At 67.4% G+C, this 22,894-nt stretch carries 23 protein-coding genes, 3 tRNA genes and 1 pseudogene; 15 read left to right on the forward strand and 12 right to left on the reverse strand.

From position 1 onward, the window contains the following. Positions 1-29: 29 nt before the first annotated feature. Genes Y704_RS19740 through Y704_RS19750 form a run of 7 tightly spaced genes read right to left on the reverse strand, consistent with a single transcriptional unit; the run spans position 30 to position 9,301 of the window. Positions 30-1,508, reverse strand: coding sequence for a sensor histidine kinase (locus Y704_RS19740; RefSeq protein WP_155850269.1), 1,479 nt, complete (start codon positions 1,506-1,508; stop codon positions 30-32). Positions 1,509-1,543: 35 nt separating this feature from the next. Next, the gene (locus Y704_RS0107745; RefSeq protein ID WP_026549699.1) at positions 1,544-2,593 is read right to left on the reverse strand and encodes a phosphotransferase; all 1,050 of its coding nucleotides are present in this window, start codon (positions 2,591-2,593) and stop codon (positions 1,544-1,546) included. Then, entirely contained in the window at positions 2,587-3,804 is a 1,218-nt protein-coding gene (locus Y704_RS0107750) for a phosphotransferase (RefSeq protein WP_026549700.1), read from the reverse strand. Before Y704_RS0107750 ends, Y704_RS0107745 begins: the two co-directional genes overlap by 7 nt. Beyond that, positions 3,801-5,624, reverse strand: a complete 1,824-nt coding sequence (locus tag Y704_RS0107755) for an ABC transporter ATP-binding protein (protein WP_026549701.1) — start codon at positions 5,622-5,624, stop codon at positions 3,801-3,803. Before Y704_RS0107755 ends, Y704_RS0107750 begins: the two co-directional genes overlap by 4 nt. After that, positions 5,621-6,766 (reverse strand): glycosyltransferase family 4 protein, encoded by a 1,146-nt coding sequence (locus Y704_RS0107760; RefSeq protein ID WP_216698962.1) that lies wholly within the window; start codon positions 6,764-6,766, stop codon positions 5,621-5,623. Before Y704_RS0107760 ends, Y704_RS0107755 begins: the two co-directional genes overlap by 4 nt. Further along, positions 6,763-8,082: a glycosyltransferase family 4 protein gene (locus Y704_RS19745; protein WP_081747476.1), complete on the reverse strand. Its 1,320-nt coding sequence runs from the start codon at positions 8,080-8,082 to the stop codon at positions 6,763-6,765. Before Y704_RS19745 ends, Y704_RS0107760 begins: the two co-directional genes overlap by 4 nt. Next, positions 8,069-9,301: a glycosyltransferase family protein gene (locus Y704_RS19750; RefSeq protein ID WP_051476811.1), complete on the reverse strand. Its 1,233-nt coding sequence runs from the start codon at positions 9,299-9,301 to the stop codon at positions 8,069-8,071. Before Y704_RS19750 ends, Y704_RS19745 begins: the two co-directional genes overlap by 14 nt. Positions 9,302-9,482: 181 nt before the next feature. On the opposite strand from Y704_RS19750, the gene Y704_RS0107775 reads away from it, so the two are divergent. From Y704_RS0107775 to Y704_RS0107790, 4 genes are all read left to right on the forward strand, one after another. Beyond that, on the forward strand, positions 9,483-10,796 hold the full coding sequence (locus tag Y704_RS0107775) for a UDP-glucose dehydrogenase family protein (protein ID WP_026549703.1): 1,314 nt from the start codon (positions 9,483-9,485) through the stop codon (positions 10,794-10,796). Between the two features lie 44 nt (positions 10,797-10,840). Continuing rightward, positions 10,841-11,182, forward strand: coding sequence for a thiamine-binding protein (locus Y704_RS0107780; RefSeq protein ID WP_026549704.1), 342 nt, complete (start codon positions 10,841-10,843; stop codon positions 11,180-11,182). 14 nt (positions 11,183-11,196) lie between these two features. Next, complete coding sequence (locus tag Y704_RS19755; protein WP_035771965.1) at positions 11,197-11,706, forward strand: GNAT family N-acetyltransferase; 510 nt, start codon at positions 11,197-11,199, stop codon at positions 11,704-11,706. A 71-nt stretch (positions 11,707-11,777) separates the two neighbouring features. Continuing rightward, on the forward strand, positions 11,778-12,590 hold the full coding sequence (locus tag Y704_RS0107790; protein ID WP_035771966.1) for a spermidine synthase: 813 nt from the start codon (positions 11,778-11,780) through the stop codon (positions 12,588-12,590). A gap of 37 nt (positions 12,591-12,627) precedes the next feature. Here Y704_RS0107790 and Y704_RS0107795 read toward each other — a convergent pair whose 3' ends face one another. Together Y704_RS0107795 and Y704_RS0107800 are read right to left on the reverse strand one after the other, a co-directional pair. Beyond that, entirely contained in the window at positions 12,628-13,890 is a 1,263-nt protein-coding gene (locus Y704_RS0107795) for a GDSL-type esterase/lipase family protein (RefSeq protein ID WP_026549706.1), read from the reverse strand. A gap of 115 nt (positions 13,891-14,005) precedes the next feature. Then, a complete protein-coding gene (locus Y704_RS0107800) occupies positions 14,006-14,938 on the reverse strand; it encodes a LysR family transcriptional regulator (RefSeq protein ID WP_051476812.1) in 933 nt (310 codons plus the stop codon). Between the two features lie 58 nt (positions 14,939-14,996). Between Y704_RS0107800 and Y704_RS0107805 the strand changes: the two genes are divergently transcribed. Then, positions 14,997-15,773 (forward strand): 3-hydroxybutyrate dehydrogenase, encoded by a 777-nt coding sequence (locus Y704_RS0107805; protein WP_051476813.1) that lies wholly within the window; start codon positions 14,997-14,999, stop codon positions 15,771-15,773. Between the two features lie 9 nt (positions 15,774-15,782). Here the strand turns inward: Y704_RS0107805 and Y704_RS0107810 are convergent, their stop codons facing one another. After that, positions 15,783-17,234 carry an NCS2 family permease gene (locus Y704_RS0107810; RefSeq protein WP_026549709.1) on the reverse strand — a complete coding sequence of 484 codons (1,452 nt, stop codon included), beginning with the start codon at positions 17,232-17,234 and terminating at the stop codon, positions 15,783-15,785. A gap of 102 nt (positions 17,235-17,336) precedes the next feature. On the opposite strand from Y704_RS0107810, the gene Y704_RS0107815 reads away from it, so the two are divergent. Next, entirely contained in the window at positions 17,337-17,942 is a 606-nt protein-coding gene (locus Y704_RS0107815) for a copper resistance CopC family protein (protein WP_081747477.1), read from the forward strand. 32 nt (positions 17,943-17,974) lie between these two features. On the opposite strand, the gene Y704_RS19760 is transcribed toward Y704_RS0107815, so the two are convergent. Next, positions 17,975-18,631 carry an FAD-dependent monooxygenase gene (locus tag Y704_RS19760; RefSeq protein WP_253904257.1) on the reverse strand — a complete coding sequence of 219 codons (657 nt, stop codon included), beginning with the start codon at positions 18,629-18,631 and terminating at the stop codon, positions 17,975-17,977. Between the two features lie 259 nt (positions 18,632-18,890). Between Y704_RS19760 and Y704_RS19765 the strand changes: the two genes are divergently transcribed. Further along, positions 18,891-19,910: a universal stress protein gene (locus tag Y704_RS19765; protein WP_035771968.1), complete on the forward strand. Its 1,020-nt coding sequence runs from the start codon at positions 18,891-18,893 to the stop codon at positions 19,908-19,910. A 23-nt stretch (positions 19,911-19,933) separates the two neighbouring features. On the opposite strand, the gene Y704_RS0107830 is transcribed toward Y704_RS19765, so the two are convergent. Continuing rightward, positions 19,934-20,305, reverse strand: a complete 372-nt coding sequence (locus Y704_RS0107830; RefSeq protein ID WP_026549711.1) for a metallopeptidase family protein — start codon at positions 20,303-20,305, stop codon at positions 19,934-19,936. A gap of 157 nt (positions 20,306-20,462) precedes the next feature. On the opposite strand from Y704_RS0107830, the gene Y704_RS0107835 reads away from it, so the two are divergent. From Y704_RS0107835 to Y704_RS24440, 8 genes and pseudogenes are all read left to right on the forward strand, one after another. Beyond that, positions 20,463-20,535: transfer RNA gene (locus Y704_RS0107835), tRNA-Glu, on the forward strand. A gap of 87 nt (positions 20,536-20,622) precedes the next feature. After that, positions 20,623-20,696 (forward strand) — tRNA-Asp (locus Y704_RS0107840). A gap of 76 nt (positions 20,697-20,772) precedes the next feature. Then, positions 20,773-20,848, forward strand: a tRNA-Phe gene (locus Y704_RS0107845). A gap of 169 nt (positions 20,849-21,017) precedes the next feature. Next, on the forward strand, positions 21,018-21,545 hold the full coding sequence (locus tag Y704_RS0107850; RefSeq protein ID WP_216698963.1) for a hypothetical protein: 528 nt from the start codon (positions 21,018-21,020) through the stop codon (positions 21,543-21,545). Positions 21,546-21,661: 116 nt separating this feature from the next. After that, the gene (locus Y704_RS0107855) at positions 21,662-22,117 is read left to right on the forward strand and encodes an Asp23/Gls24 family envelope stress response protein (protein WP_026549713.1); all 456 of its coding nucleotides are present in this window, start codon (positions 21,662-21,664) and stop codon (positions 22,115-22,117) included. Positions 22,118-22,127: 10 nt separating this feature from the next. Next, positions 22,128-22,319, forward strand: coding sequence for a DUF2273 domain-containing protein (locus Y704_RS0107860; RefSeq protein WP_026549714.1), 192 nt, complete (start codon positions 22,128-22,130; stop codon positions 22,317-22,319). After that, complete coding sequence (locus Y704_RS0107865; protein WP_035771969.1) at positions 22,316-22,663, forward strand: hypothetical protein; 348 nt, start codon at positions 22,316-22,318, stop codon at positions 22,661-22,663. The genes Y704_RS0107860 and Y704_RS0107865 overlap by 4 nt, the downstream gene beginning before the upstream one ends. A gap of 17 nt (positions 22,664-22,680) precedes the next feature. Continuing rightward, positions 22,681-22,894 (forward strand): annotated as a pseudogene (locus tag Y704_RS24440) (hypothetical protein); the annotation flags it as partial.

The raw sequence follows: 22,894 nt of genomic DNA on the forward strand, positions 1-22,894 counted from the left end.
GTGGCTGGTAACCCGCCTGAATGGCAACCTCAGGTGCTTGCGTCAGCGGGAGTAGGGCGGGGTACGGCCTGGTGCGATGTCTCCCGCGCCTCCTTCGGAATCACGATTTCGAAGGACACACCCCAGCCGGGCCGGGGAACCAGTTCGGCTCGTCCCCCGTGCGCCTCGGCGATGGCCGCAACAATGGATAGCCCCAGCCCTGCTCCTCCGGGATTCGGCGCGGGTCTGGTGGAGCCGCGCCGAAAGCGGGCGAAGATCTTTCCTGCATCCTCGGACGGCACTGGTGGCCCCGAGTTCGCAACCCACAGCCGGACCTCGTTGCCGGTGGTGGTGGCTCCCAGCTGTACCGCAGCGCCCGGCTCGGTGAATTTCACGGCGTTGTCCGCCAGCTGCAGCAGGGCCTGCGTGAGCCGGTTGCGGTCGGCGGGGATCACCGCCGGTGGCGGTGGCGTGACCTGCCAGTCCCGCGGCGCCAGGGCGCACATCTTCCGGTGGACCGCGCAGATCAGATCCTGCAGCTCCACGGGTTCGAGCCGGAGGAAGTCCGGCCGCTCGGCGCGCGCCAGCAGGAACAGGTCGGCAACGATGCGGTTCATCCTGTCCACCTCATCCGTCACCACCGCGACGGTTTGTGCGCGCTCCTCGGGGGTTTCGTCGAGCTCAAGGAGCTCAAGGTGCCCGCGGATGATCGTCAGGGGAGTCCGTAGCTCGTGACTCGTGTCGTCCAGGAACTGCCGCTGGGTGGTGAAGGACTGCTCGAGGCGCGCCAGCATGTCATTGAAGGCTCCGGCGATCTGCGACGCTTCGTCCTTTCCTTCAACCTCGATCCGCCGGCTCAGGTCCGTTTCGGAGATGGTGCGCGCTGTCTGTGCGAGATTCCGCAGTGGCCGAAGCACCCGCCCGGCGAGTGCGAGCCCAAGCAGTGAGGCGAGGGCGGTGGTGCCCAGTTGGACCAGGACCTGGGTCTGCACGGCGTCGGTGATTTCTCCCCGTTCGTTCGCGGGGAAGTTGGCGACGACGAACATGCCGTCGTCGGGTTCACCCTGGATGGGGACAGCAAAATACTGGGTGTTTCCAGCTGCCGAGTCGATCGAACCAGAGGTTGGACTGTTCAGCGACAGCCAGTACCCGATGGTCTGCTCGAACTCTTCCGTGTCCGGTACCCGCGCGGCCCGACGGGATTCATACAGATTTCCGTCAATGAAGGCGAGGAGGGTTTCACCCTCGTCTGCAATCTCACGCGAAAAGTAGACGTCGAAGATTGCTGCAATATTGTCCCCGAACGGCTCACCGGTCCGGGGATCAACACCGCCGGCGAGCAGCTGGAACTCCTCCGCCTCCCGGTCGAGGCTCACACCGATCTCCTCATCGAGGCGTTCGAACAGGACCACACGGAGCAACAGGACGGATCCGATCGAGGACAACAGGAGCAGAACCACGACGACGGCGATGATCCGCACCCTCATGCTGGAGGCCCACCGGGGGGAGGCTTCCTTCGCTGGCGTCATAGGCGTAAGCGTAACCGCGGGGGGTAGGGCATCGGTCAGGTGCCGACCATGTGCTTCGCCCATTCCTCCGCCAACTCGCGGTACGGCGGCCGGAAGGAGTAGACGCAGGCCAGCCGGAGCCGCGTCGAGGCGGCATAGGCGCGAAGCCTGTCCTCGGGTACCTCCATCACCGACGCCGTGTCCAGAATGGCTTTCGCCGCGGTGTCCTCCGCCGCGGCGGAGAGCAAGCCCTGCCAGCGCCGGAACTCGAGGTGCACCAGGAGGTTGGCGAGGTCGAGTGCCGGTTCGGCGATGGCCAGCGTGTCCCCGTCGATCAGGCCGATCGTTCCGTGCTCAGCGCTGTGGAAGACCTGCTGGTCATGCAGGTCCCGGTGGGCGAGGACCGGGGGCTGGGGTGTTCCCGAGAGCAGGAGACCCTCCACGTGCAGCGCCGCGCGCTTCAACTCCGCGGGCTCCACCCGGAGTTGGCCGAAGGAGGCACAGTGGCTGACCCACTGCCACACGGTGGCGCACTCGTCCGCGGAGGAATGCACCGTGAGCGCAGGCCCGGCCGGCGGCACTGCAAGGACTGGCCACTGTCGGGTCCAGAGCTCCCAGGCCTGCTCCCACCGTTCCCGCCCGGATTTCCCGGGGAACTCCACGCCCAGGGTGGAGAAACTCTCTCCACGCACGGGGGAAAGGGTGAGGCTCCTCGGTCCGGTGGCGACGACGTCGGGCGTTTCGACGCCCGCGGCTGCTGCCAGGCCGCGCAGGCGCCCGTAGGCCGAAGCCACCGATGCCGCCTTGCCCGGCGGAAGGACTTTTCGGTACCCGTCGCTGACCCTGACCACCGCGCGCTTCCCGTAGCGGTGGACCAGCAGGTCCCCGGCTTCTGCAGCCGTTCCCAGTCCTGCGAGGACCGGGTCCTGCCCGTAGGGGACGAGGGTGACGGTGTCGCGGGCATCGATGAAACCCGCCCGGACCAGGCCGCCGTCGTTCTCCCTGGCCTCGAAGGTCAGCACACCATCCCTGCCGGGCCACGCGCGGTGGACCGTGGCCGACCGCCCGGCGGGATCCGTCACCGTGCCGGGAATGGGCTTTACCACAGCAGGTCCTCCATGAGGTCGAGCCGGGCCTCGATGTCCTCGGACCAGCTCGGCGAACACGTGCGGAAGGGTTCACCCAGGCGGCTGAGGAGGTGAAAGACCACCCAGGGAAGAACCTCGTCGCGGCTGACGTCGCGGAGGCCTGTGCTGTAACCGGTGAGCATCGCCGCTGTCAGCGGGAGCGTGAGGACATCGGGGACCCGGCTGGTGGGAGGCATCCGGAGAAGCTCGGCGGCCGCGAAGCTTCCCAGGTCGGACGCTGCCGCCCCGTAGGTGCATCGGTCGAGGTCGGTCAGCCGGATGGTGGAACCGTCGACGAGCACCTGGTCGGCCGAGAAGTCGCCGTGGATCAGCGCGGCGTGCCCGGGCCTGCGCAGAAGGGGTTCGAGGGCGGCGTGCAGGTTCCCGAGCCGTCCCGCCAGCGGCGGAACAAGGGTGGAGTTCCGCGCCACCAGGTGCGCCAGCGCTGCGGCCGGAGCATGCCGGCCCTGGCTCGCGGAGGCGGGGGGCTGTGCGTGCAGCAGTGCCAGAGCCCGTCCCGCCGCGAGGGCGGGCGCGCTGATGGAAAGCCGGTGGTCCGCGTCGGGTGCCTGCGTACTGAGGTCGCCGCTGCCGAACCAGGGGAAGTACCGCAGGTGCGCGGAGTGCGGGAGTCCTGCCGGCTTCACCTGGCCGAGCACGGGCACTCCGTCGTCGGCAAGCCGTTCGAGCAGCGCCGCATGCGCCCGGTGTGCTGAACCTGCCTTGCAGACCATGCGGTCCGTTCCCTGCCCGATAGTGAAGACCACCCGCCGATGCGGATTGTAGTTGAGGACCAGGCCGTCCTCAAGGAGACCTGCTCCTCCAAGCTCCCGGAAGGGCAGCAGGGTCTTGTACAAGCGCGGATCCAGCTCAATCGGTCCTGACAGCAGGACATCGCCGGGTATTCCGGCACGCTGGAAGGTCTCGAGCACGACGCCGGACTCCGCCGCACGGCGTTGGGTTTTCTCGGCCTTGACGCCTTTCCCCGGGGGGTACGCGGTGAGCCAGCGGATACCGCCGTCGTCCTCCCGCAGTCGCGCCACCACCGACACTCCAGGCTTGTGGCGGAGGCGGTCCACCCGTACCGGGCGACCGGCCAGTGTACTGAGCAGGCCCGGATCGAACATCACGCCGAGCGCGGGCAGGGCGGGGTCGACCGCGGCCAGTCGGCTGGTTCCCAGGGTTCTCATTCGGGCCCTCCTCCGGGAAAGCCGGCGAGACGGACGTCCTCGGTGGTCTCCTCGCGCGCCCAGGCTGCGAACATCGGGTCCTTTCTCAGTTCGTCGGGGGTTCCCTCGAGAAGTACGCGCCCGTCCTGCAGCCAGACGATGCGGTCGGAATCGAGGGCCACGGACGGCTCGTGCGTGATGGTGATGGTGGTGCGGCCGCGCGTCAGGGTGGCAAGGCCGGCGAGGACCTCCGCCCGTGACTCCTGGTCGAGCCCCGTGGTCATCTCGTCGAGGATGACGACGGGAGCGTCGCGCAGCAACGCCCTCGCGATGGCGATGCGCTGGCGCTCTCCGCCGGAGAGCGTTCCGCCGCGCTCGCCGACCACGGTGTCATACCCGTCCGCGAACGCCGAGACGAATTCGTGGACGTGGGCGAGCTGGGCGGCGGATTCCACCTCGAAGTCGGTGGCATCGACCCGTCCGTACCGGATGTTCTCCCGGATGGTTCCGGTGAAGAGGACGGAATCCTGGAGGACGAGGCTCACATTGGCGCGCAGGGAGGCCAACGTGACCGAGCGGAGATCCCTGCCGTCGAGCTGGACCGAGCCGGAGAGGGGATCCATCATCCGGACCATAAGTGACACGAGTGTGGATTTTCCCGATCCGGACGGTCCCACCACGGCGGTCCTGCGACCACCGAGGAAGCTCAGCGAGACATCCTTCAGCACGGGAGCGGCATCGGCGTAGCCCGCGGTCACGTTCCGGAGCTCCACGTCGCCCCACACCTTGCCGAGAGGCATGGCGCCGTCGGCGTCCCGAATATCGACCTGCTCGTCGAGGAGGTCAGCGACCCGCTCTCCCGACGCGGTGGCCCTGGCAATCCGGCCGGTGTACTTCGCAAGGTCCCGCAGCGGCTTCATGGAGGTTTTCAGGTACATCAGGAAGAGCACGAGGTCCCCGGGGGTCATGGCACCCTGAACCACGCGCCAGCCGCCGCCGGCCAGGACGACGGCGGTCGCGAACCCGACGATCACGTCGGTGCGCCGCTCCAACGCCGCGGCAAGCCGCCGCGACTGCACTCCGTCCCGAAGGGTCTTCTCGTTGCTGGCGCCGAACCGGTCGGCGAGCGTCGCCTCGAGGCCGTACGTCTGCACCACCCGAATGGCACCGAGGCTTTCCTGCGCCGTGTTGGCGAGTGCCCCTTCGCCTTTGCGGGTACGCCGTGCCGCCACGGTGATCTTGCCCGTGCTGAGTCGGGACAGCAGGAGGAACGAGGCGCAGGCGAGGACGACCACGAGTGCCAGCAGCGGGTCCAGCCAGAACATGACGCCGGCCATCGCGAGCAGGGTGATGCAGTTGGCGAGCAGGGGCAGGCCCGCGCTGACCCCCACTTCCTGGAGCCGCCCGACGTCGCCCACCAGTCTCTGCACCGTGTCGCCGGTGCGCGCGGAGGAATGGTACCGGGCCGACAGCGACTGGACGTGGCTGAACACCCGACCCCGCAGTTCGGTCGCCACCCGTGAACCGGTCAGGGCGAAGGCCACCGTGGCGAGGAAGTTGCAGAGCGCGCGGAGCCCGGTGATCAGCACCAGTGCACCGCCGCAGGCCAGCAGGAGGGAGGGTGTGGCCAGCGGTCCGGTGCCCGCGAGTTCGGCTCCGAGGCTCCGCGTGATGGCGTCCACCACGAATTTCACGGGCCAGGGCTCGAGCACCCGGAAAGCCACCTCGAAAAGGAGCGCGAGGACGCCACCGCCCATGAGGATCCGATGGCGCCCCAGATGGGGTCGAAGAATGCCGAGCGTCCGACGAAGCGGTTGCTGCTGCACGCCCTTGGTCTTCATGGTGTCCCTTCCAGCGAAATTCCTGCGATGATGCGCTGCAGTACACCGTCCCAGCTGTAGCCCGCGGTGGCCATGCGGCGGGTGGCGCCCGACATCGCCGCGCGGGCCACCGGCGCACCGGCCAGGCCGTCGATCGCAGCGGCCAGGCCGGCCGGCTGGGACGGCTCGACGAGGATCCCGGTGACTCCGTGGTCGAGGATGGACGGGACCTGACCCACCCTGGAGGCGATCACCGGCAGGCCGGCCGCACAGTACTCGTAGATTTTCAGCGGCGAGAAGTACTGGTCCTCCGCGCTTCCCGACGCCGGATAGGGAGCAGCCGCGAGGGCACACCCTGCCAGAGCCGCAGGAATACCCTCGGGGGGCAATGCCCCGGTGAACTCAACCGCGACGTCCCGGTCCGCAGCCAATCGGCGAAGCGCGGGCCCTTCGGGTCCGTCTCCCACGATTTTCAGTGCCCATCCACCTGCGGACACGGCTTTGGCTTCGATGAGGACGTCCACGCCGTGCCAGGGCTTGAGGGTTCCGACGAACACCACCACCGGCGGCCCCCCTGCTTCGGGAGCGGGGCGGATGCGTTCCACGTTGACGCCGTTGGGCACCACCCGCACCTTTCCCTGGTCCTCGTGGGGAACGCGGTCTCGAATCCAGCGGGCTACGGGTGACGAGACGCACACGACCCGGGTTGCCCCGGCAACCTGGCGGCGCAGGGCATCCTGGGCCGCAGGTTCATCGTGCAGCGTCCGGTGCATCCGCTGTTCGTCGATCAGCGGCGCGTTGACCTCGAGGAAGCCGGGTATGCCGAGGGCCGCCGTGACGCGGGCCAGGGAATCGCTGAAGAGTGAGTACCGTTCATACACCACTGTTGTCCCCGCCGCGATGGCCTGCTGTGCCAGGTCGGCGGCGGCGTCCGCCTGGAAGCTTTCGCGCTGGGGACCATTGCCCTTCGGGATGCGGTGCACCACTACCGGAACGTCGGCGAGGTCGGACGGGACGTCGTCGCCGGTGCGCGTGCAGTACAGCGTGACCTCAGCGCCAAGCGCACGCCAGCTCCGGATCATCTCCTGCACGTGCACCGAGGCTCCCTTGGTTCCGAACACCGGCACCCCGGGGTCGATGCAGAAGTACGCCATCCGGATCATGATGCTCCCACCGGCAGATCATCGCGCCGTTCGGCAGTCCCGGCGGGCCCGGAAGTCCCGGCAGGGCCGGACGGCACGACGCGGGGCCGGCCGTGCCCCGCCGTCAGCTGCCGCAACCGGTTCGACTGCACTTCCGCATCGAAGCACCGCTCGATCAGTGCGCGTGCAGCGCTCGCGGTTCCCTCCCGGTCGAAGGAGTCCGACGCCGAGAAGCGAAGCGCCCGAACCAGATCAGCGGTTCCGCCGGAGCGGACCAGCAGGCCGGTTCTGCGTCCTGCGGCGTCCGTCATCACCTCAGGTATTCCCGTGACATCGCTCGCGATGCAGGGTACGCCGGTGGCCATGGCCTCGAGCAGCACGGTAGGCAGTCCGTCCATGTTGCCGTCCTCGCCGACTATGCACGGAGCCACGAAGACGTCCGCCCACCGGAGTAGTTCGACCACCTCCTGTTGTGTCCGCGGCCCCAGCAGGGTGACGCAGTCCGAAAGCCCGAGGTGGTGGATTTTCTGCTCGAGCTCCTCCTGCAGTTGGCCGCCGCCGGCAATCCGGATGTCGAGGCCCATCCCGCCGCCGGTCAGTTCCGCTGCGGCGTCGAGGAGGAGGGAAAAGCCCTTCTTCTCGACAAGTCTGCCCACGGCGACGACACGGAACGGCTCCCGAGGTGCGGAAGGGGTGGAGTAGGCAAAGCGGGCGAGTTCCAGCCCGTTGTAGACGCGGTGGATGGACGGTGCCCGGTCCGGAGCCAGGCCGCTGAGGAAAGCGAGGTTGAAATCACTGACCGTGACCACATGGTGCGCCTGCTCGATCAGACCGATCAGGGTGGGCTGGTCCACCTCGTCGTGGAAGATGTCCTTGGCATGCGCTGTGAAGGAGAAGGGGATGCCGGTCAGTGCCGACGCAATACGGGCCGTGCGCGCGGCGACCGAGCCGAAGTGGGCGTGCGCGTGGGTGATGCCGCGGCTGCTGAAGAGTGTCGCGAGCTCGATTCCCTGATGAACATCGACGGGATCCATCCCGACCAGGCTGGGTAGGAGGGCGGCGAAGCGTTGTCCGAAGTCCGGGATCACGCTGGAGGCTTCCGCCATCATCACCCACCCCTCGCTGAGTTTCGCGGGTTTCGTCACATACGTCACCGGGGCCTGGACCCGTGCCAGCTCGGGGTGGAAGCGCGGATCCACGGGGGCCCTGAGCGAGAAGATCTCGAGCTCCTCCCCGGACGCCTCACGAGCGAGGATCTCGGTCACGATGAAGGTCTCGGAAAAGCGCGGGTAGATCTTCAGTACGTATGCGATGCGGGAGGGGCTAGACGGCTTCACATGAGGTCCAATCCTCGAGGGGGCGGTTTACCCCGGACATGCGAACCTGCAGCAGATCCGCCGCCAGTCCGCCCACCGCTTCAAGACCGGCAAGATCAACTGCCGATCGGTCGACGTCGGAGCCTGCCACGGAGCTGAACCACCTGCTCAGCTCTGCCGGGGTGAATTCCGCAGGCTGACACACATCCACGAGGTCGTGGCGGGCCAGCGACTCGGCACGGATCAACTGCTCACGCCTCGGGCTAATACGCGGCACGATCAGGGCGGGAGTGCTGGTGCTCAGAATCTCGCACACCGAGTTGTACCCTCCCATGGAGACGATGGCCGAGGCTTCCTTGATCTCCGCCAGCGCGTCCCGCACGGCCCCGAGCACCCGGGTGCGGGGGCCCGCCGCCTGTTCTATCCGGACGCGATGTTCCTTCGGCATCTGCGGGCCGGTGATGATGAGGTGCTCATACGTCTCGGGCAGCGTGGCCCGGGCCGCAGTGAGCAGGACGTCGAGACCGTCCGATCCGCCGCCGGCCAGGGTGAGCAGGTAGGGCTTCCGTGCGCCGCTGGTGCGTCGTCGCGACACCCGGCCGGCGGAGAGATACCCCGAATAACGCACCAGCGGGCTGAGCTGCAGAGGTATCTCGCCGGTCCGCACCGGATCGTGGAAGCCGGGGTCTCCGTAGACCCAGAGCGCATCGAAGGCGCTGGCGAGACTGTCGAGGTTGCCAAGGTTCTTCCATTCCCGCTTTGCGACGCTCGGGCTGTCGAGAACCTCGCGCAGGCCGAGCACTACCCGGCAGGCGGGCCGCGCTGCGCGGAGCCCGGCCAGCGCCTGCTTGAGCTCGCCGTCGATGCCGAATGCATGACGGTCCACGATCACGAGGTGCGGCTTGAACCCGGCGAGCACGGCATCGATCAGGGAGGACCGCAGGCGGACGAGTTTTTTCTGGCCGATCGACAGGTGGCGGGGGATGTAGCCGTCAGCCCCCTTGCGAACGCCCGGCAGCACCACCCAGTCCCAGCCTTCGGGGATGTCGAAGCGCGGTGCATGCGATTCTCCGGTGACCAGCAGTCCGGTAACAGTGCGGCCGGAGAGCTCCGGAAGCGTTGCCGCCAGCGCATGCGCAATCGCGAGGTTACGCCGGGTATGCCCCAATCCCTGTGAATCATGGGAGTAGAGGACTACCCGGATTTCTTTTTCACGGGGTGTGCTCTGGTGCGCCTTCATTGACCTGATCTCCTGCCCTGGTATCTCTGGTTTCCCATTCAGTCAGGCCCGGATGAGACGAGAGTGAACCGTTGATGAGAGAGCTCTCATGAGATAGTTCTCATCCGGCTCTCGCAGGGGTCTCATTGTGGAATTCCTAGAATCGAACATGGAAGCTATCCCAACCCCAGGACCGACCCCGATGCGCATCTCCGTGATCGGCTGCGGCTACCTCGGCGCGGTCCATGCAGCCTGCATGGCGAAACTCGGCCATGACGTGGTGGGCGTCGATGTCGACAAATCCAGAATCGCTGAGCTGCAGGAGGGCCGTGCACCCTTCTTCGAGCCCGGGCTGCCCGAATTGCTGGAGGAGGTCCTCCTGGCGGGGCGGCTGAAGTTCAGCTCCACCATGGCCGATATCAAGGGAAGCCAGGTCCACTTCCTGTGCGTGGGCACTCCGCAGCGGAAGGGCGAGTACGCCGCCGACCTGAGCCACGTCGACGCCGCGTTCAACGGACTGCTGGACTCCGTGGAGCCGGGGAACGTGATCGTCGGCAAATCAACGGTACCCGTCGGTACCGCCGCGAGACTGGCGGACCTTCTGCACGAGCAGCACCCGGACGCGGTGCTCGCGTGGAATCCCGAATTCCTCCGCGAAGGCTTTGCGGTCAAGGACACGCTTCATCCCGACCGTTTCGTGTACGGCGTGCCGCCGGGCGACAGTGGGGCAAGAGCCACGGCTGTCCTCGATGGGGTCTACGCGGCATCACTGGCGGAAGGCACCCGGCGCCTCACCGCGGACTATGCGACGGCGGAGCTGGTGAAGGCCGCAGCCAACTCGTTCCTCGCCACGAAGATCTCCTTCATCAACGCCATGGCCGTGGTGTGCGACGCCGCAGGCGCGGACGTCACACTGCTTGCCGACGCCATCGGGATGGACGAGCGCATCGGACGGAAGTTCCTGAACGCCGGCATCGGCTTCGGTGGAGGCTGCCTGCCGAAGGACATCCGCGCTTTTATGGCCCGCGCCGGGGAACTGGGTGCGGATCAGGCGCTGACCTTCCTCCGCGAAGTCGACGACATCAACGTGCGCCGCCGTATCCGGGTGGTGGAGCTCACGCGCACGCTGGTGGGCGGCTCCCTGCTGGGCAAGCGCATCACCGTACTGGGCGCGGCCTTCAAACCCGACAGCGACGACGTCCGGGACTCGCCGGCACTGAGCATCGCCGCACAGCTGCAGCTGCAGGGCGCGGAGGTGACAGTGACAGACCCCGAAGCACTCGGGAATGCCCGTCGCCGCTTCCCTGAGCTGACCTACGAACCCGGCCTCGACGCTGCGATGGACAAGGCCGACGCCCTGCTGCTGCTCACCGAGTGGGACGCATACCGCGCGTTGTCGCCCGCTGCAGCAGGAGCCCTCGTTCGAAGCAGGAACATCCTCGACGGGCGCAACGTGCTGGATGCCGGCCACTGGCGGAGCGCCGGCTGGAACTACCAGGGCATCGGGCGGCCGTAGCTCACCCGTAGCCCGGAACGCACGCCGCATGCCAGACTGGGCACATGCTCGTAGCCTTCTCGATCGCCCCGTCCGGATCCTCCGACCTGTCCCGCGGGAACCCCGACGGCTCGGTGCACGACGCCGTGGCCGCAGCCGTCGCCGTCGTGCGGGAATCGGGCCTTCCCAACTCCACGGATTCCATGTTCACCACCATCGAGGGCGAGTGGGACGAGGTGATGGCGGTGGTGAAGCACGCCACGGAGGCGGCGGGTCGCTACGGCAGCCGCGTTTCACTGGTGCTGAAGGCCGACATCCGGCCCGGGTATTCAGGGGAGCTGACCGGAAAGCTCGAGCGCATGGAAGCAGCCATTGCGGAGCAGGAACAGTACGAGGGCCACTCCTGACGCAGCAGCACCTCATGCAGCAGCACCTCATCCGGGCGGCGACCGTCCACGACGCCGAGGCCTACGCCCGCACCCACGTCGCCGCCCTGCATGAGAGCTATGCGCGCATCATGCCACGGGAGTTCCACCAGTACTACGACGCCGAACTGCCCGCTATGATCGAGCGGCGCCGCGGAATGCTGGAGGCCGCCGCACGCACACCGGACGGAGCGCGGAGCTGGCTCGCGTTCGACGACGACGGCGTTCCGGTAGCCATTGCGACGTCGGGACCGGGCCGGGATGCCGACCGGCCGGACTTCGAGCTGCACCATATCTATACGCTGAACCGGACGCACGGGTCCGGTCTGGGGCAGCGCCTGCTCACCACCGCGATCCGGGAAGAGCCCGCGTACCTCTGGATTCTCGAGGGCAACCCGCGGGCCGAGCGCTTCTACCTGCGCAACGGGTTCGAACCGGACGGCACGACGATGCTGTGCGGCCCCACCTGGCACCTCCGACCGATGTATCGGATGCACCGCCAGTAGCATTGCAGCATGCCCCCGTTACCGTCCCGGCCCGTCGTCGCTGTTTCCCGCGTGAGCCGGATGGACACCTGATGGCCCGCGCTGCTGCGCCTCAGCCCGTGTACGGAGAGTTCCCGATCGACACCGGAACCTGCGAGCTGGAGCCCGATCCCTACAACTCCAACGGGTGGGTGCTGCGCATCAACGGGGTGCCGAGCTCGCACATCGACCTCACCGATCCGCTGCGTCTCGACTTCGAGTACATGAGCTGGATCGCCTCACTGGTCGACGCCCGGTGGGATGCGCAGGCAAAGCTGCGGGTCCTTCACCTCGGTGGGGGAGCCTGCACCCTGGCCCGCTATCTCGCCGCTGCACATCCCCACGCGCGCCAGGTGGTGGTGGAACTCGACGGCCGGCTCGCCGAACTGGTGCGCGAATGGTTCGATCTCCCCCGGGCGCCCCTGGTGCGCATCCGGGTGGGGGAGGCGCGTGAGGTGACGCAGTCACTTCACGCAGCGAGCCGCGACCTGGTGATCCGTGACGTCTTCGCGGGAAGCATCACGCCGCAGGCGCTCACCACGGTGGAATTCACGCGGGAGGCCAAGGACGTCCTGGCACCCGACGGCGTGTATGTGGTCAATTGCGGTGACCGTCCCGATCTCAGGATGGCTCGGCGTGAGGCGGCGACGATCGGCTCGCTGTTCCAGCAGCTGGTCATCATTGCGGACCCGGCGATGCTGAAGGGCCGCAGGCACGGCAATGTCATCATCGCGGGAAGCGACGCCCCGCTGGGTGACAGCCCGTCCCTGGCGCGGGAACTGCTCGGCGGCGGCGTGCCGGCGCACCTGTGGCAGGACGCGCAGGTGCGGAAGTTCGCGGCCGGCGCGCAGGTATTGAAGGACTGACCCCGATCACTGGCAACGGAGTACGCACCCCTCGCACCTACTGGTGGGTGGCGAACCAGCGCAGCGGTGTTGCCTCGCTCATCGCTGCGTGACCTGCCCGGTTGGGGTGGATACCGTCGGAGAAGTATCCGAGCTTGTAGGTGGGGGGCAGCGCGTCGTTCCGCAGGGTGCGGTCCCAGTCGACGGTGTCGTCGCACCGTCGACTGGTTCGAATCCACTCGTTCAGTTTCACGCGTTCCCGCCAGGCACCCAAGGACTGTGCACGCGGCGGCCAGGTCGGGCAGTACACCCGGATGCCCGCGGCATGGCTGCGGGCAATGACGATCTCGTAGTCGTCGATGACCTGATCCGCCGTCCGCGTCGCCAGGTCATTGGTCACCCACACGACCACGCCGGAAACACCGCTCTGGGACAGAACGTCCCGGTCGAACCGGTCCACTGCTGCGTGGAGGGTGTCGCCACTCATACCGGCTCCGACGATCCCCTTACGGGTGCCCGCCGGCACCTCGTCCTGGTTGCGGGTGATGTACAGGTCAAGGACCCGATCGTGGTGGTCGCGCGTCGAATTCGCGCCATGAAGAGTGGAACTGCCAAGACCTACAATCGCGCCATCGGCCTCCGTGCTGAGCACATCGACAGCAGTCAGCGCGTACGTCGCGTCCAGGGTGTGGGTGAACGCCTCACCTGTTTCCTCGAGCGTCTGGTTCCCGGCCCCTGCGGGTGTCGCATATGAGGTGTTCCATTGTGCTCCGCCGACGTCCGGATTCGTCCCGGACGGGAGATGCAGCGTCACGGCCACGTTCCGGTCCGCCTCCGCAGGAAACTCGATCGGGTCACTGTAGGCGGCATCCGTTCCGGCCGGAACAGTGATACCGGGCTGCCCACCAAAAGTGAGCTCCTTCACCGTGCCGGGCACCACGTCAGCACCCGTGGTTTCCTCCGGCAGTGCCACACTGGCGGAACCGATGACCAGCGGCGTCGAACTGTCGCGTGGATTTGCCACGCGGATACGCACCTGGCTGCCGGTGACGGAAACCCGGGCGATGTTCCGCACGCTGGAGTTCGCTTTCGCTACGGCAGACCCTTCCGGAGCCGCACCCCACGCAGCAATCCACTGCCCCTCAGGAGCTTCGGCGGGTTCCGCAGGCGGCAGCTGCGCTGTCCTGCTGGCGGTACCCGTACCCGGCAGGTTCGGATCGGCGCTGCCCGTACACGACACACACGCGCCCGCAAGCACAAGGGTCAGTGCATACAGTAGAACCCGCCCGGTCGGCGTCGTCATGAGCTGCTCTCCCGTCATCTATCCCTTCAGGCAAAGAATGCACCCCGTGCCGCGCAGTGTCAGTCATCCGTCCGGGCGCGGTTTCCATCGATGTGCGCCGCAATTCGTCGACGCAGGAACCGGGTGACCGGTTTCAGCCCCGACCCAGCAGCTCCGGCTCGTACTCCGCCGTCGCCTGCCGAAGAGCACGCACGACGACGGCCACCGCAGGCTGGCGCAGCGAATCCGGCCGCGCCACGAGCCAGTAGTCCAGCTTCTCCGCGATGTCTCCCGGCAGCAGCCGCACCAGGTCCGCATGCCGGTCAGCCATGAAGCAGGGGAGGAGCCCCAATCCGGCGCCGGCCCGCGTTGCCTCCACATGCACGAAGACGTTCGTGGAGCTGAGCGAGTCACGCATCGACGGCAGGAGCCGCCGCGGAGCGTCGAGACTGTCCACCTGCAGCATCGAGTCGATGAAGTACACCAGCGAATGCGCCAGCACGCCGTCGACCGAGGCCGGCCGCCCGTGCTCCTCGAGGTAGGACGTCGCACCGTAGAGCCCCAGTACATAGGCGCCCAGGCGAACGGCTTCGGCGCGGTGCACCTGCGGCTCGCCCACCACCACCTCGAGATCGAGCCCGCTCCGGGTCTGCGAAGCCCGGCGGGTCGCCGCAACAATCTCGATGCTCAGGCCAGGGTTGACCGCACGCAGGCGAGCGAAGGCCGGAGCCGCGATATAGGCGCTGAACCCGTCCGTCGCACTCATGCGCACGACGCCGGTCAGTGCGCCGCCGTCGTCGTCCGCCAATTGCGCCACAGCATCCGCGACGCCTTCGGCGGCACGCACGGCCCGCCGGCCGAGGTCGGTCAGCTCCCACCCGCCCGTCGATCTCAGCAGCACGTGCCCGCCCAGCGACTTCTCCAGAGCGGCGATCCGCCGGGACACCGTGGTGTGGTTGAGGCCGAGCGAATCGGCCGCGGAAGTGAACCGTCCGGACTTCGAGACGGCGAGCAGGATCAGGAGGTCCTGCGGATCGGGGAGTGGCACGTCTGCAGTATCGCAGACCGATCCTGCTGATTTGGCCATTGCCGGCCGCCGGATGGTGCGCGAATATTCGAGGAGTCAACGCCGACCGAGGAGACCCATGAGCATCCTGCCCGATCCACCCCAGCAAGGAACGTCCCTCGAGGGTCGGCGCGCGATCGTGACCGGGGGTGCCAGCGGCATCGGTGCCGCCTGTGTGCGCGCGCTCGCGGCCCGCGGCGCCGTCGTGGTGGTGGCCGATCGTGACGCGGCCGGTGCGGAAGCGCTGGCGGGCGAGGTGAACGGCGAAGCGTGGGCCGTGGACCTGCTGGACACCCGGGGGCTCGAGACGCTGAGCCTCGACGCCGACATCCTCATCAACAATGCCGGAATCCAGACCATCAGCCCCATCGAGGAGTTCGATCCCGAGGCCTTTCGCCGCATCCTCACACTCATGCTCGAGGCGCCGTTCCTCCTGATCCGCGCCTGCCTGCCGTCGATGTACTCGAAGGACTTCGGCCGGATCATCAACGTCTCGTCCGTCCACGGACTCCGCGCGTCGCCCTACAAGTCGGCCTACGTCGCAGCCAAGCACGGGCTCGAGGGCCTGTCGAAGGTCACGGCCCTGGAGGGCGGCGCCCACCGTGTCACCAGCAACTGCGTGAACCCGGGCTACGTCCGCACTCCGCTCGTCGAGAACCAGCTCGCCGATCAGGCCCGGCTGCACGGCATCACCGAGGACGAGGTGCTGTCGAAGATCATGCTCACCGAGTCGGCCATCAAGCGGCTCGTCGAGCCGTCCGAAGTGGCTTCCCTCGTGGCCTGGCTGGCCGACGACGACGCGGGCATGGTCACCGGATCCTCCTACGTCATGGACGGCGGCTGGTCCGCGAGGTAAGCCTGCCGGCTAGAGTCCGAGCAGCTGCTCGATCGGACCGATGCCGAAGAACACCACGAACGCGCCCGCGACCACCCACATCAGCGGGTGCACCTCACGGCCACGCCCCTGGATGGCGCGGATCAGCACGAAGCCGATGAAGCCGGCCCCCAGGCCGTTGGCGATCGAGTAGGTGAACGGCATCAGCGTGAATGTCAGGAAGGCCGGGATGGCGATCCCCCAGTCGTCGAAATCGATGCGTCCCACCTGTGCCACCATCATGAACCCGACGACGACGAGCGCGGGTGCCACCGCTTCGAACGGCACCAGGCTGATCAGCGGCGTGAAGAACATCGCGAGCAGGAACAGGACGCCGGTCACCACGTTCGCAAGGCCGGTGCGCGCGCCTTCGCCGATCCCCGCGCCCGATTCCACATAGATCTGGTTGGACGACACGGAACCCGCACCACCGGCGACGGCTCCCAGCGCGTCGACGATCAGCACGCGGTCCACGCCCGGTATGTTGCCCTTCTCGTCCACGAGCTTCGCCTCGTTGGCAAGGCCCACCATCGTGCCCATCGCGTCGAAGAAGATGCTGAGCAGGATGGTGAAGGTCAGCAGCATGGCGGCGGTGGCGCCCAGGGCACCGAAGGCGCCGAAAAGGCTCACGTCGCCGACCAGGCTGAGGTCGGGCAGGCCCACCCACGACCCGGTGGGCAGCTCCGGCACCACGAGTGACCACCCCTGGGGGTTCGGATCTCCCCCGGGGACGAAGCTGGGACCCACGTCCGCCAGTGCCTCGATGACGACGGCGAGAACGGTCGCCACGAGGACGCCGATGAGGATGGCGCCGCGGACGCGCCGCACCACGAGTGCGATGGTGAGGATCAGGCCGACGACGAAGACGAGGGTGGGCCACCCGATCAGGACGCCTTCGAAGCCGAGGCCCACCGGGACGGTGGTTTGAGCGACGTCAGGGATGCGGCGCACGAATCCGGCGTTGACGAGGCCGATCAGGGCGATGAAGAGCCCGATGCCCACGACGATCGCCGTCTTCAGGCTCTCAGGGACGGCATTGAAGACCGCGGTCCGGAATCCGGTCAGCACCAGCACCAGCATGGTCAGGCCCGCGAGCATCACCAGGCCCATGATGTCGGGCCAGGTGAGCCCGGGGTTCGTGGCGACGGTGATGGCCACGAACGCGTTCACCCCGAGGCCGGTGGCCAGGGCGAACGGGTACTTGGCCCACGCTCCCATGGCAATCGTCAGGATGCCCGCCACAAGGGCCGTGACCGCGGCGACCCGCTCGAACCCGAGCTCCGCCCCGGAGGAATCCGCTCCCGCAAGGATCAGCGGGTTGAGCACCACGATGTAGCTCATGGCGAAGAACGTGGCCACGCCTCCGCGGATTTCCCGTGAAGAGGTTGACCCCCGCTGGGTGATTTCGAAGTAGCGGTCCAGCACGGAGCCTTGTTTGAGCATGGTGGTCCTTCGAAAGTGGGGCGCTTGCGTGAAAGCCTATCGCGGCGCGGTCGCCGGCCTGTTACCCGGCCCCGTCCCAGCCGAGGGCGATAGTCTGGGGCCATGCCTGCCCAGTTCCCTGCGCCCGTTGCGCGCTCCAGTACTCCAACCGCCCTGCGGCATGCCGCCCTCGTCCTCGCTGCGCTGGTCGCGGCCCTGATGCTCCTGCTGACGGCCGCCGCACCCGCTTCGGCCCACGACGAGCTTTCGAGCAGCAACCCGCCCGCGGGCGGCGAGGTGGATGCCATGCCCGCCACGGTGGAGCTGCTCTTCTCCCAGGTGCCGTCGGGACTGGGCGCGGAAGTGCAGGTGCTCGACGCCGCCGGCACGGACTGGGCGGAAGGCGCACCGCAGATTGTGGACGCTTCGGCGCAGCAGGCCGTGCGTTCGGGCGCGCCGGCGGGCGACTACACGGTCAACTGGCGCGTCGTGTCCTCGGATTCGCACCCCATCGAGGGAACCTTCAGCTTTACCGCAGCGTCAGGAGCAGCATCGGTGCCCGACGCCGCGACCACTGCCGGGCCTATCGAGACGCCGGAGGCGCAGGCGCCCGACACCGAGGCCGCAGGGGTCAGCGATTTCCCCTGGAGCATCCTCGTCATGATTGCGGTGCTGGTGGCACTCGCCGTCGGGCTGGGTATCACTGCGCGGAAGCGCCTGCGCAGCTGAATTCGTGCCTGCGCTGAAGAAAGCCGGCGCGTTCAGGCCGGCAGGGGTGCGACGGCGGGAAGCGGCGCCGGAAACTGCGTCAGTGCCAGGGAGCCCTGCGCCACGATGGTGTCGCTGACGAGTTTCGCCTGCCGGACGATCTCGCGCGTCGTGGGGGTCAGCAGTTCCCCCACCCCGACCAGATGCAGCCCGATCGCCCGGAGCGCGTCCCGGAAGTCACTGCCGATGGCGATGCCCATGGATCGAAGGAAACGCCTCAGCTGGTTCTGGGGATATTTGGTGAGCACCACGTGGTCGGCGAGCAGCACGCCGTTGGCCGTCTGTACCGCCCACTTCTTGGAGACGGGCACCGGGTCCGGAAGGAGCTTCGAATGGCCGATGATGCTCAGGTGTTCCGCGATCGTGGAGTGCCGGACGTCGAGCCCGTGGCTTGAGGCGTAGCCGCGAAGCAGGCGCATGAGTTCGGAGCGTTCCGAGAGCGAGACGGAATCCGTCATCACCGTCCGGCAGGCGCCGGAGTCGAGGCACTCGAGACTCTCGACCACGATGGCGTCGATCCCCCGGCGGCTCAGTTCGCTGGCTACCGCGAGGCCGGATAGCCCTGCGCCGATCACCACGGTGGTGGTGAGTTCCGCACGCTCGCACGCACTGGACGCTGCGCGCGCCGATTCAAGCGGCAAAGAAGTCACTGTTGATACCTCCGGAAGAAGGATAGGTCCGTACGGCCCGGCGCCTCTTCCGGGCCGTACGGACTCCTGGCTGCGAACGGGTCAACCAGGAGCACTGCGTGCTGGGAGAGCCGCCCCTTCGGGTGGCCCTCCCCACGACAATTGCTCGAAGCCTATATAACTTTCTGTACCGTGGATAGACCGCGGATCATGAGTAGGCTACAACTAGAACACCCGTGACCGCGACCCGGTCAGGGAGTGGAACCAGAGGAGGTCTGCCGTGGGCAGTTCGCACGTAGGAAATCCGGAACCGGCGGTGCGGAACGGCGTCGTGATAGGGGTTGACGGTTCCGACCAGAGCGTTTGCGCGCTGTTGTGGGCTGCGCGCGAGGCCGAACGGCGCAGCGCGCCGCTTTATGTGGTCACCGCGTACACCATTCCGATTTTTGCGGCGTCCAGCATGGACGCCGGGTACGCGACGGTCGACGACGCCGTTATCCGCGAAGGCGCACGCAGCGTGCTCGACGAGTCGCTGACCTACCTCGAGGGTTCGCGCGTCGAGGTGGTTCCGCGGATCGAGACGGGGGATGCGGCGGGGGTTCTGCTGGACCTCTCCGAGGATGCGGAGCTGGTGGTGGTCGGTTCGCGGGGGCGCGGAGGCTTCGTCGGCCGGCTCCTGGGATCAGTCAGCAGTGCGCTGCCGGCCCACGCGAAATGTCCCACGGTCATCGTGCCGCTCTGCAGCGCACCCCGCCTCGGACAGCCGGAGCTTGCCGAGAAACACCGCAAGGGCGGGACGCCGCCCTCGACGGAAGAGGTGGAACCCGTCGTCGTGGTCGGAGTCGACGGTTCCGAGCATGCGCGCACGGCGTCGCTTGCCGCCGCCGAGGAGGCGCAGTCGCGTGGGTTAGCGCTTCGCGTGATCTGCGCGCTGGCCCCGTTCAACGGGTCGCTGGCCTGGGTGCCTGCGCCGCTCGACCGTGAAGCGCTGCACTCCGACATCGCCGTCCAGCTCAACGCCGGCAGGAACTGGCTCCAGAGCCACTTCCCGGAGTTGCCGATCAGTGTGGAGTTGCGGGACGGACCGCCTGCCGAGGTTCTGATCAAGGCGTCGGCGACCGCCGAACTGCTGGTCCTCGGCACACGGGGGCGAGGTGGCTTCACGGGAATGCTCATGGGGTCGACCAGCCAGGCGGTGCTGCATCATGCCAAGGGCCCGATCATGGTGGTTCCCGACCGCGACGATCCCCGCCTGCACAACAGGGAATCCTTCGGGCCGATGATCCCCGCTGTCGAATAGGAGGGCGGGATCCGGGGCTCGTCTCAGCTCCACCCCAGTTCATGGAGGCGGTCGTCGTCGATCCCGAAGTGGTGCGCCACCTCGTGGATCACGGTCACCAGGATCTCCTCCACCAGTTCCTCCCGCGTTGAGCACGCCCGCTGGAGGGGCTGCCGGAAAATACTGATCCGGTCGGGAACGGAGCCTGCATCCCACCAGGAGTCCCGTTCCGTCAGCGGAGTACCTTCATACAGTCCCAGCAGTTCGGTGCCCGCCTCCTCGCCGGGTTCCGGCTCGTACTCCTCCACCACGAAAATCGCCACGTTGTTCATGGCCCGGGCGAGATCGTCGGGAATCTCGTCGATGGCGTCATCGACGGCGGCCTCGAACTCCGCCAGGCTGATGTCTATCGGCATCCTCGGATTCTAGTGCGCCGGGTGGCGCCCGCCGTTTCGAGCAACTATTTTGTGTATTCGAGATCGAGGCCCTATAGTTTTAGAGGTCCACAGCAGGGAAGAATTCCCCGGAAATCCAGTACTTTCCGGGGATGGCTCGAACCCCGGTGTGATCCAGGCCCCCATCGTCTAGCGGCCTAGGACACCGCCCTTTCACGGCGGCGGCACGGGTTCGAATCCCGTTGGGGGTACGCAGGACAGGCCGTTTCCGCGGTCAATCCGCCGCAGAGATGCTGGTAGGATAAAGATCTTGCAAAACGCAAGTGCAAGAAAATCTAGGCCCTGTAGCGCAGTTGGTTAGCGCGCCGCCCTGTCACGGCGGAGGTCGCGGGTTCAAGTCCCGTCAGGGTCGCTCAGGCGGCTTAGGTAGTATTGTTCGACGTGCGAATAAGCCCGGCTGGAGGCGGTCATCGTCAAGATGGCCGCAAGGCTCTGTAGCTCAGTTGGTAGAGCGTTCGACTGAAAATCGAAAGGTCACCGGATCGACGCCGGTCGGAGCCACCACTGAACACCCCGCTGATTTCCTTAGGGAGCGCGGGGTTTCTTTGTTTAATGACGAGTGTTCGGTGCAGTCCTCTCCCGCCCCGGTTCTGCCCGCCGAAGAACGGCGTCGGGAGAGTACTGCACGGCCCGTGCGTTGGAACCCCGGGAGCACACTAGGGAAAGGCCTGCTTTGAGACTGCCTGTCACTGCTGTCTGCGCCGCAGCCGTGGTGCTGCTTGCCACAGCATGCAGCGGTAGCACGGCCGGCGATTCCGCCCCGGCGATCGACATGCCGCCGCCTCCTTCCGCCCGGAACTCTCCGGAGCCCGGGAACAGTGGTAGCACCGGCGTTGTGACACCGGAGGCGGCGGGTGACCAGGGAGACGGTGGGGGTCCTTCAAGTGGGGGCGGAGTGCCGGTCCCCGATCCCGCCGACTCGTGTGTGGTCGTGGCCGGAGGGGTGTCCTCCCTCCTGCTCGCGCCCATGAGCCTCCGCTCACACTCCGATCCCTCCGCCCTCGAAGCGTTGCGCGGCCAGATCCTCGGGCTGCGGGACAAGGTTCCAGGGGAGCTGCACGGGAGTTTCACGGCGCTCGCAGCGGCAGTGGAGGCTCCGCCCCGGGGCTCGGGGGAGTTCGACGAGCCGGGTTTCCGGAAAACAATGGAACCCGTGGAGGACTGGCTGGGCGCCCACTGCGCGGGGCGGCCGTCCGGTTAGCGCTTTCGTCCAGCCCCTGATCCTCCGTTCGATCCTCCTGTGAACTTCCGTTCCCGAATGTCGGTAAGTCGATGTTTCGGGGCTTACGCTGGGGACACGAGAAAGGGGTGCGGTGAATGGACGAACGCAGCGGTGCGAACCTGGTCCGACCGTCGGAGGGTGGAGTGACCGGACGGACGGTCATCGGCGACCCGGCTGCCGTCAAGATCGCAGCAATCGCGGCGCGGGCTGTGCCGGGGGTCTATGCGCTCGGCACCGGAACGGGCCGGGCACTTGGAGCCATCCGGGACGCAGTCGGTGGCAGCGATCTGATCCAGGGCGTTCGCGTTGAAGTCGGCCAGACCCAGGTAGCAGTGGACATCAGCCTGGTTGCGGACTACGGCTACCCGCTGAACCGGCTGGCCGATTCGGTACGCACCGCCGTGTACGAGGCCGTCGTGGAGTTGGTCGGTCTTGAAGTGATCGAGGTCAACGTGGAAATCGCCGATGTCCACATTCCCGGCCTCAATGAAACCCGCAGCCCGGACAAGGGCCGCTCCACCGGCGCTTCCGTACGCACGCCCATCGAGTAAGGACACGTCCATGACACCGACACAGGCTGGAATGGCAGTGGGGGCAGTGCTCGCCTTCGCCGCCCTCTCCTTCGGTTTTTGGGGTTTCCTCCTGACCGCACTGCTGATGGCGAGTGGAGCGATCGGCGGGCGGGTGCTGGACGGCAAGCTTGATCTGCGGAGTGTCCGTGATGCCCTTGCCGGCCGCCGCTCATCCTCATGAGTGCCGGTCACACCCGCATCACCACCCAGGCGCTGACCAGCACGGCACGGGCCGTGGCCGCTGAAACCCTGAGGGTACCTGCCGCGGACGTCCGTGCTTCCTTCTCCGATGAAGCAGGTCTGCTGGCCCTCCACCTGGGGCTGCCGCTTTCCATCCCGCCACTGGCCTCCGTGGCGGCCGATCCCTCGCTCGTTGAAGCTTTCGGCGGCTCGTTGGCTCACAGGGCCCAATCTGCGCAGGCACTGATCCTCGAGCGGATCCAGCAACTGACCGGCGCCCGGCTCAGCAGGGTGGACCTGCGGGTCACGGGTCTTTCCGTCGCGCGTGAACGGCGGGTCAGGTGAACGATCGGGTATCTGCTGTGCTGCCGCGTATCCTGCGGCGGGAACTGCACTCCTCGCGTGCCGTTCCGGCCGTGCTCACCGGCGCCGCCGTCGTCCTCGGGAGTGCCTTCCTGTTGATGGAGGCGGTCCTGAAAGCGGTAGGTGATCCGCCGTTCCTTCTCGACCTCGAGCGCTCGGCGGCCTGGCTCGGGAGCCTCCCGTCGGGCGCTCCGCCGGCGGTTCTGGGGCCGG

This window comes from Arthrobacter sp. Br18 (genome assembly GCF_000520555.1).
Taxonomy (GTDB): Bacteria; Actinomycetota; Actinomycetes; order Actinomycetales; family Micrococcaceae; genus Arthrobacter_D.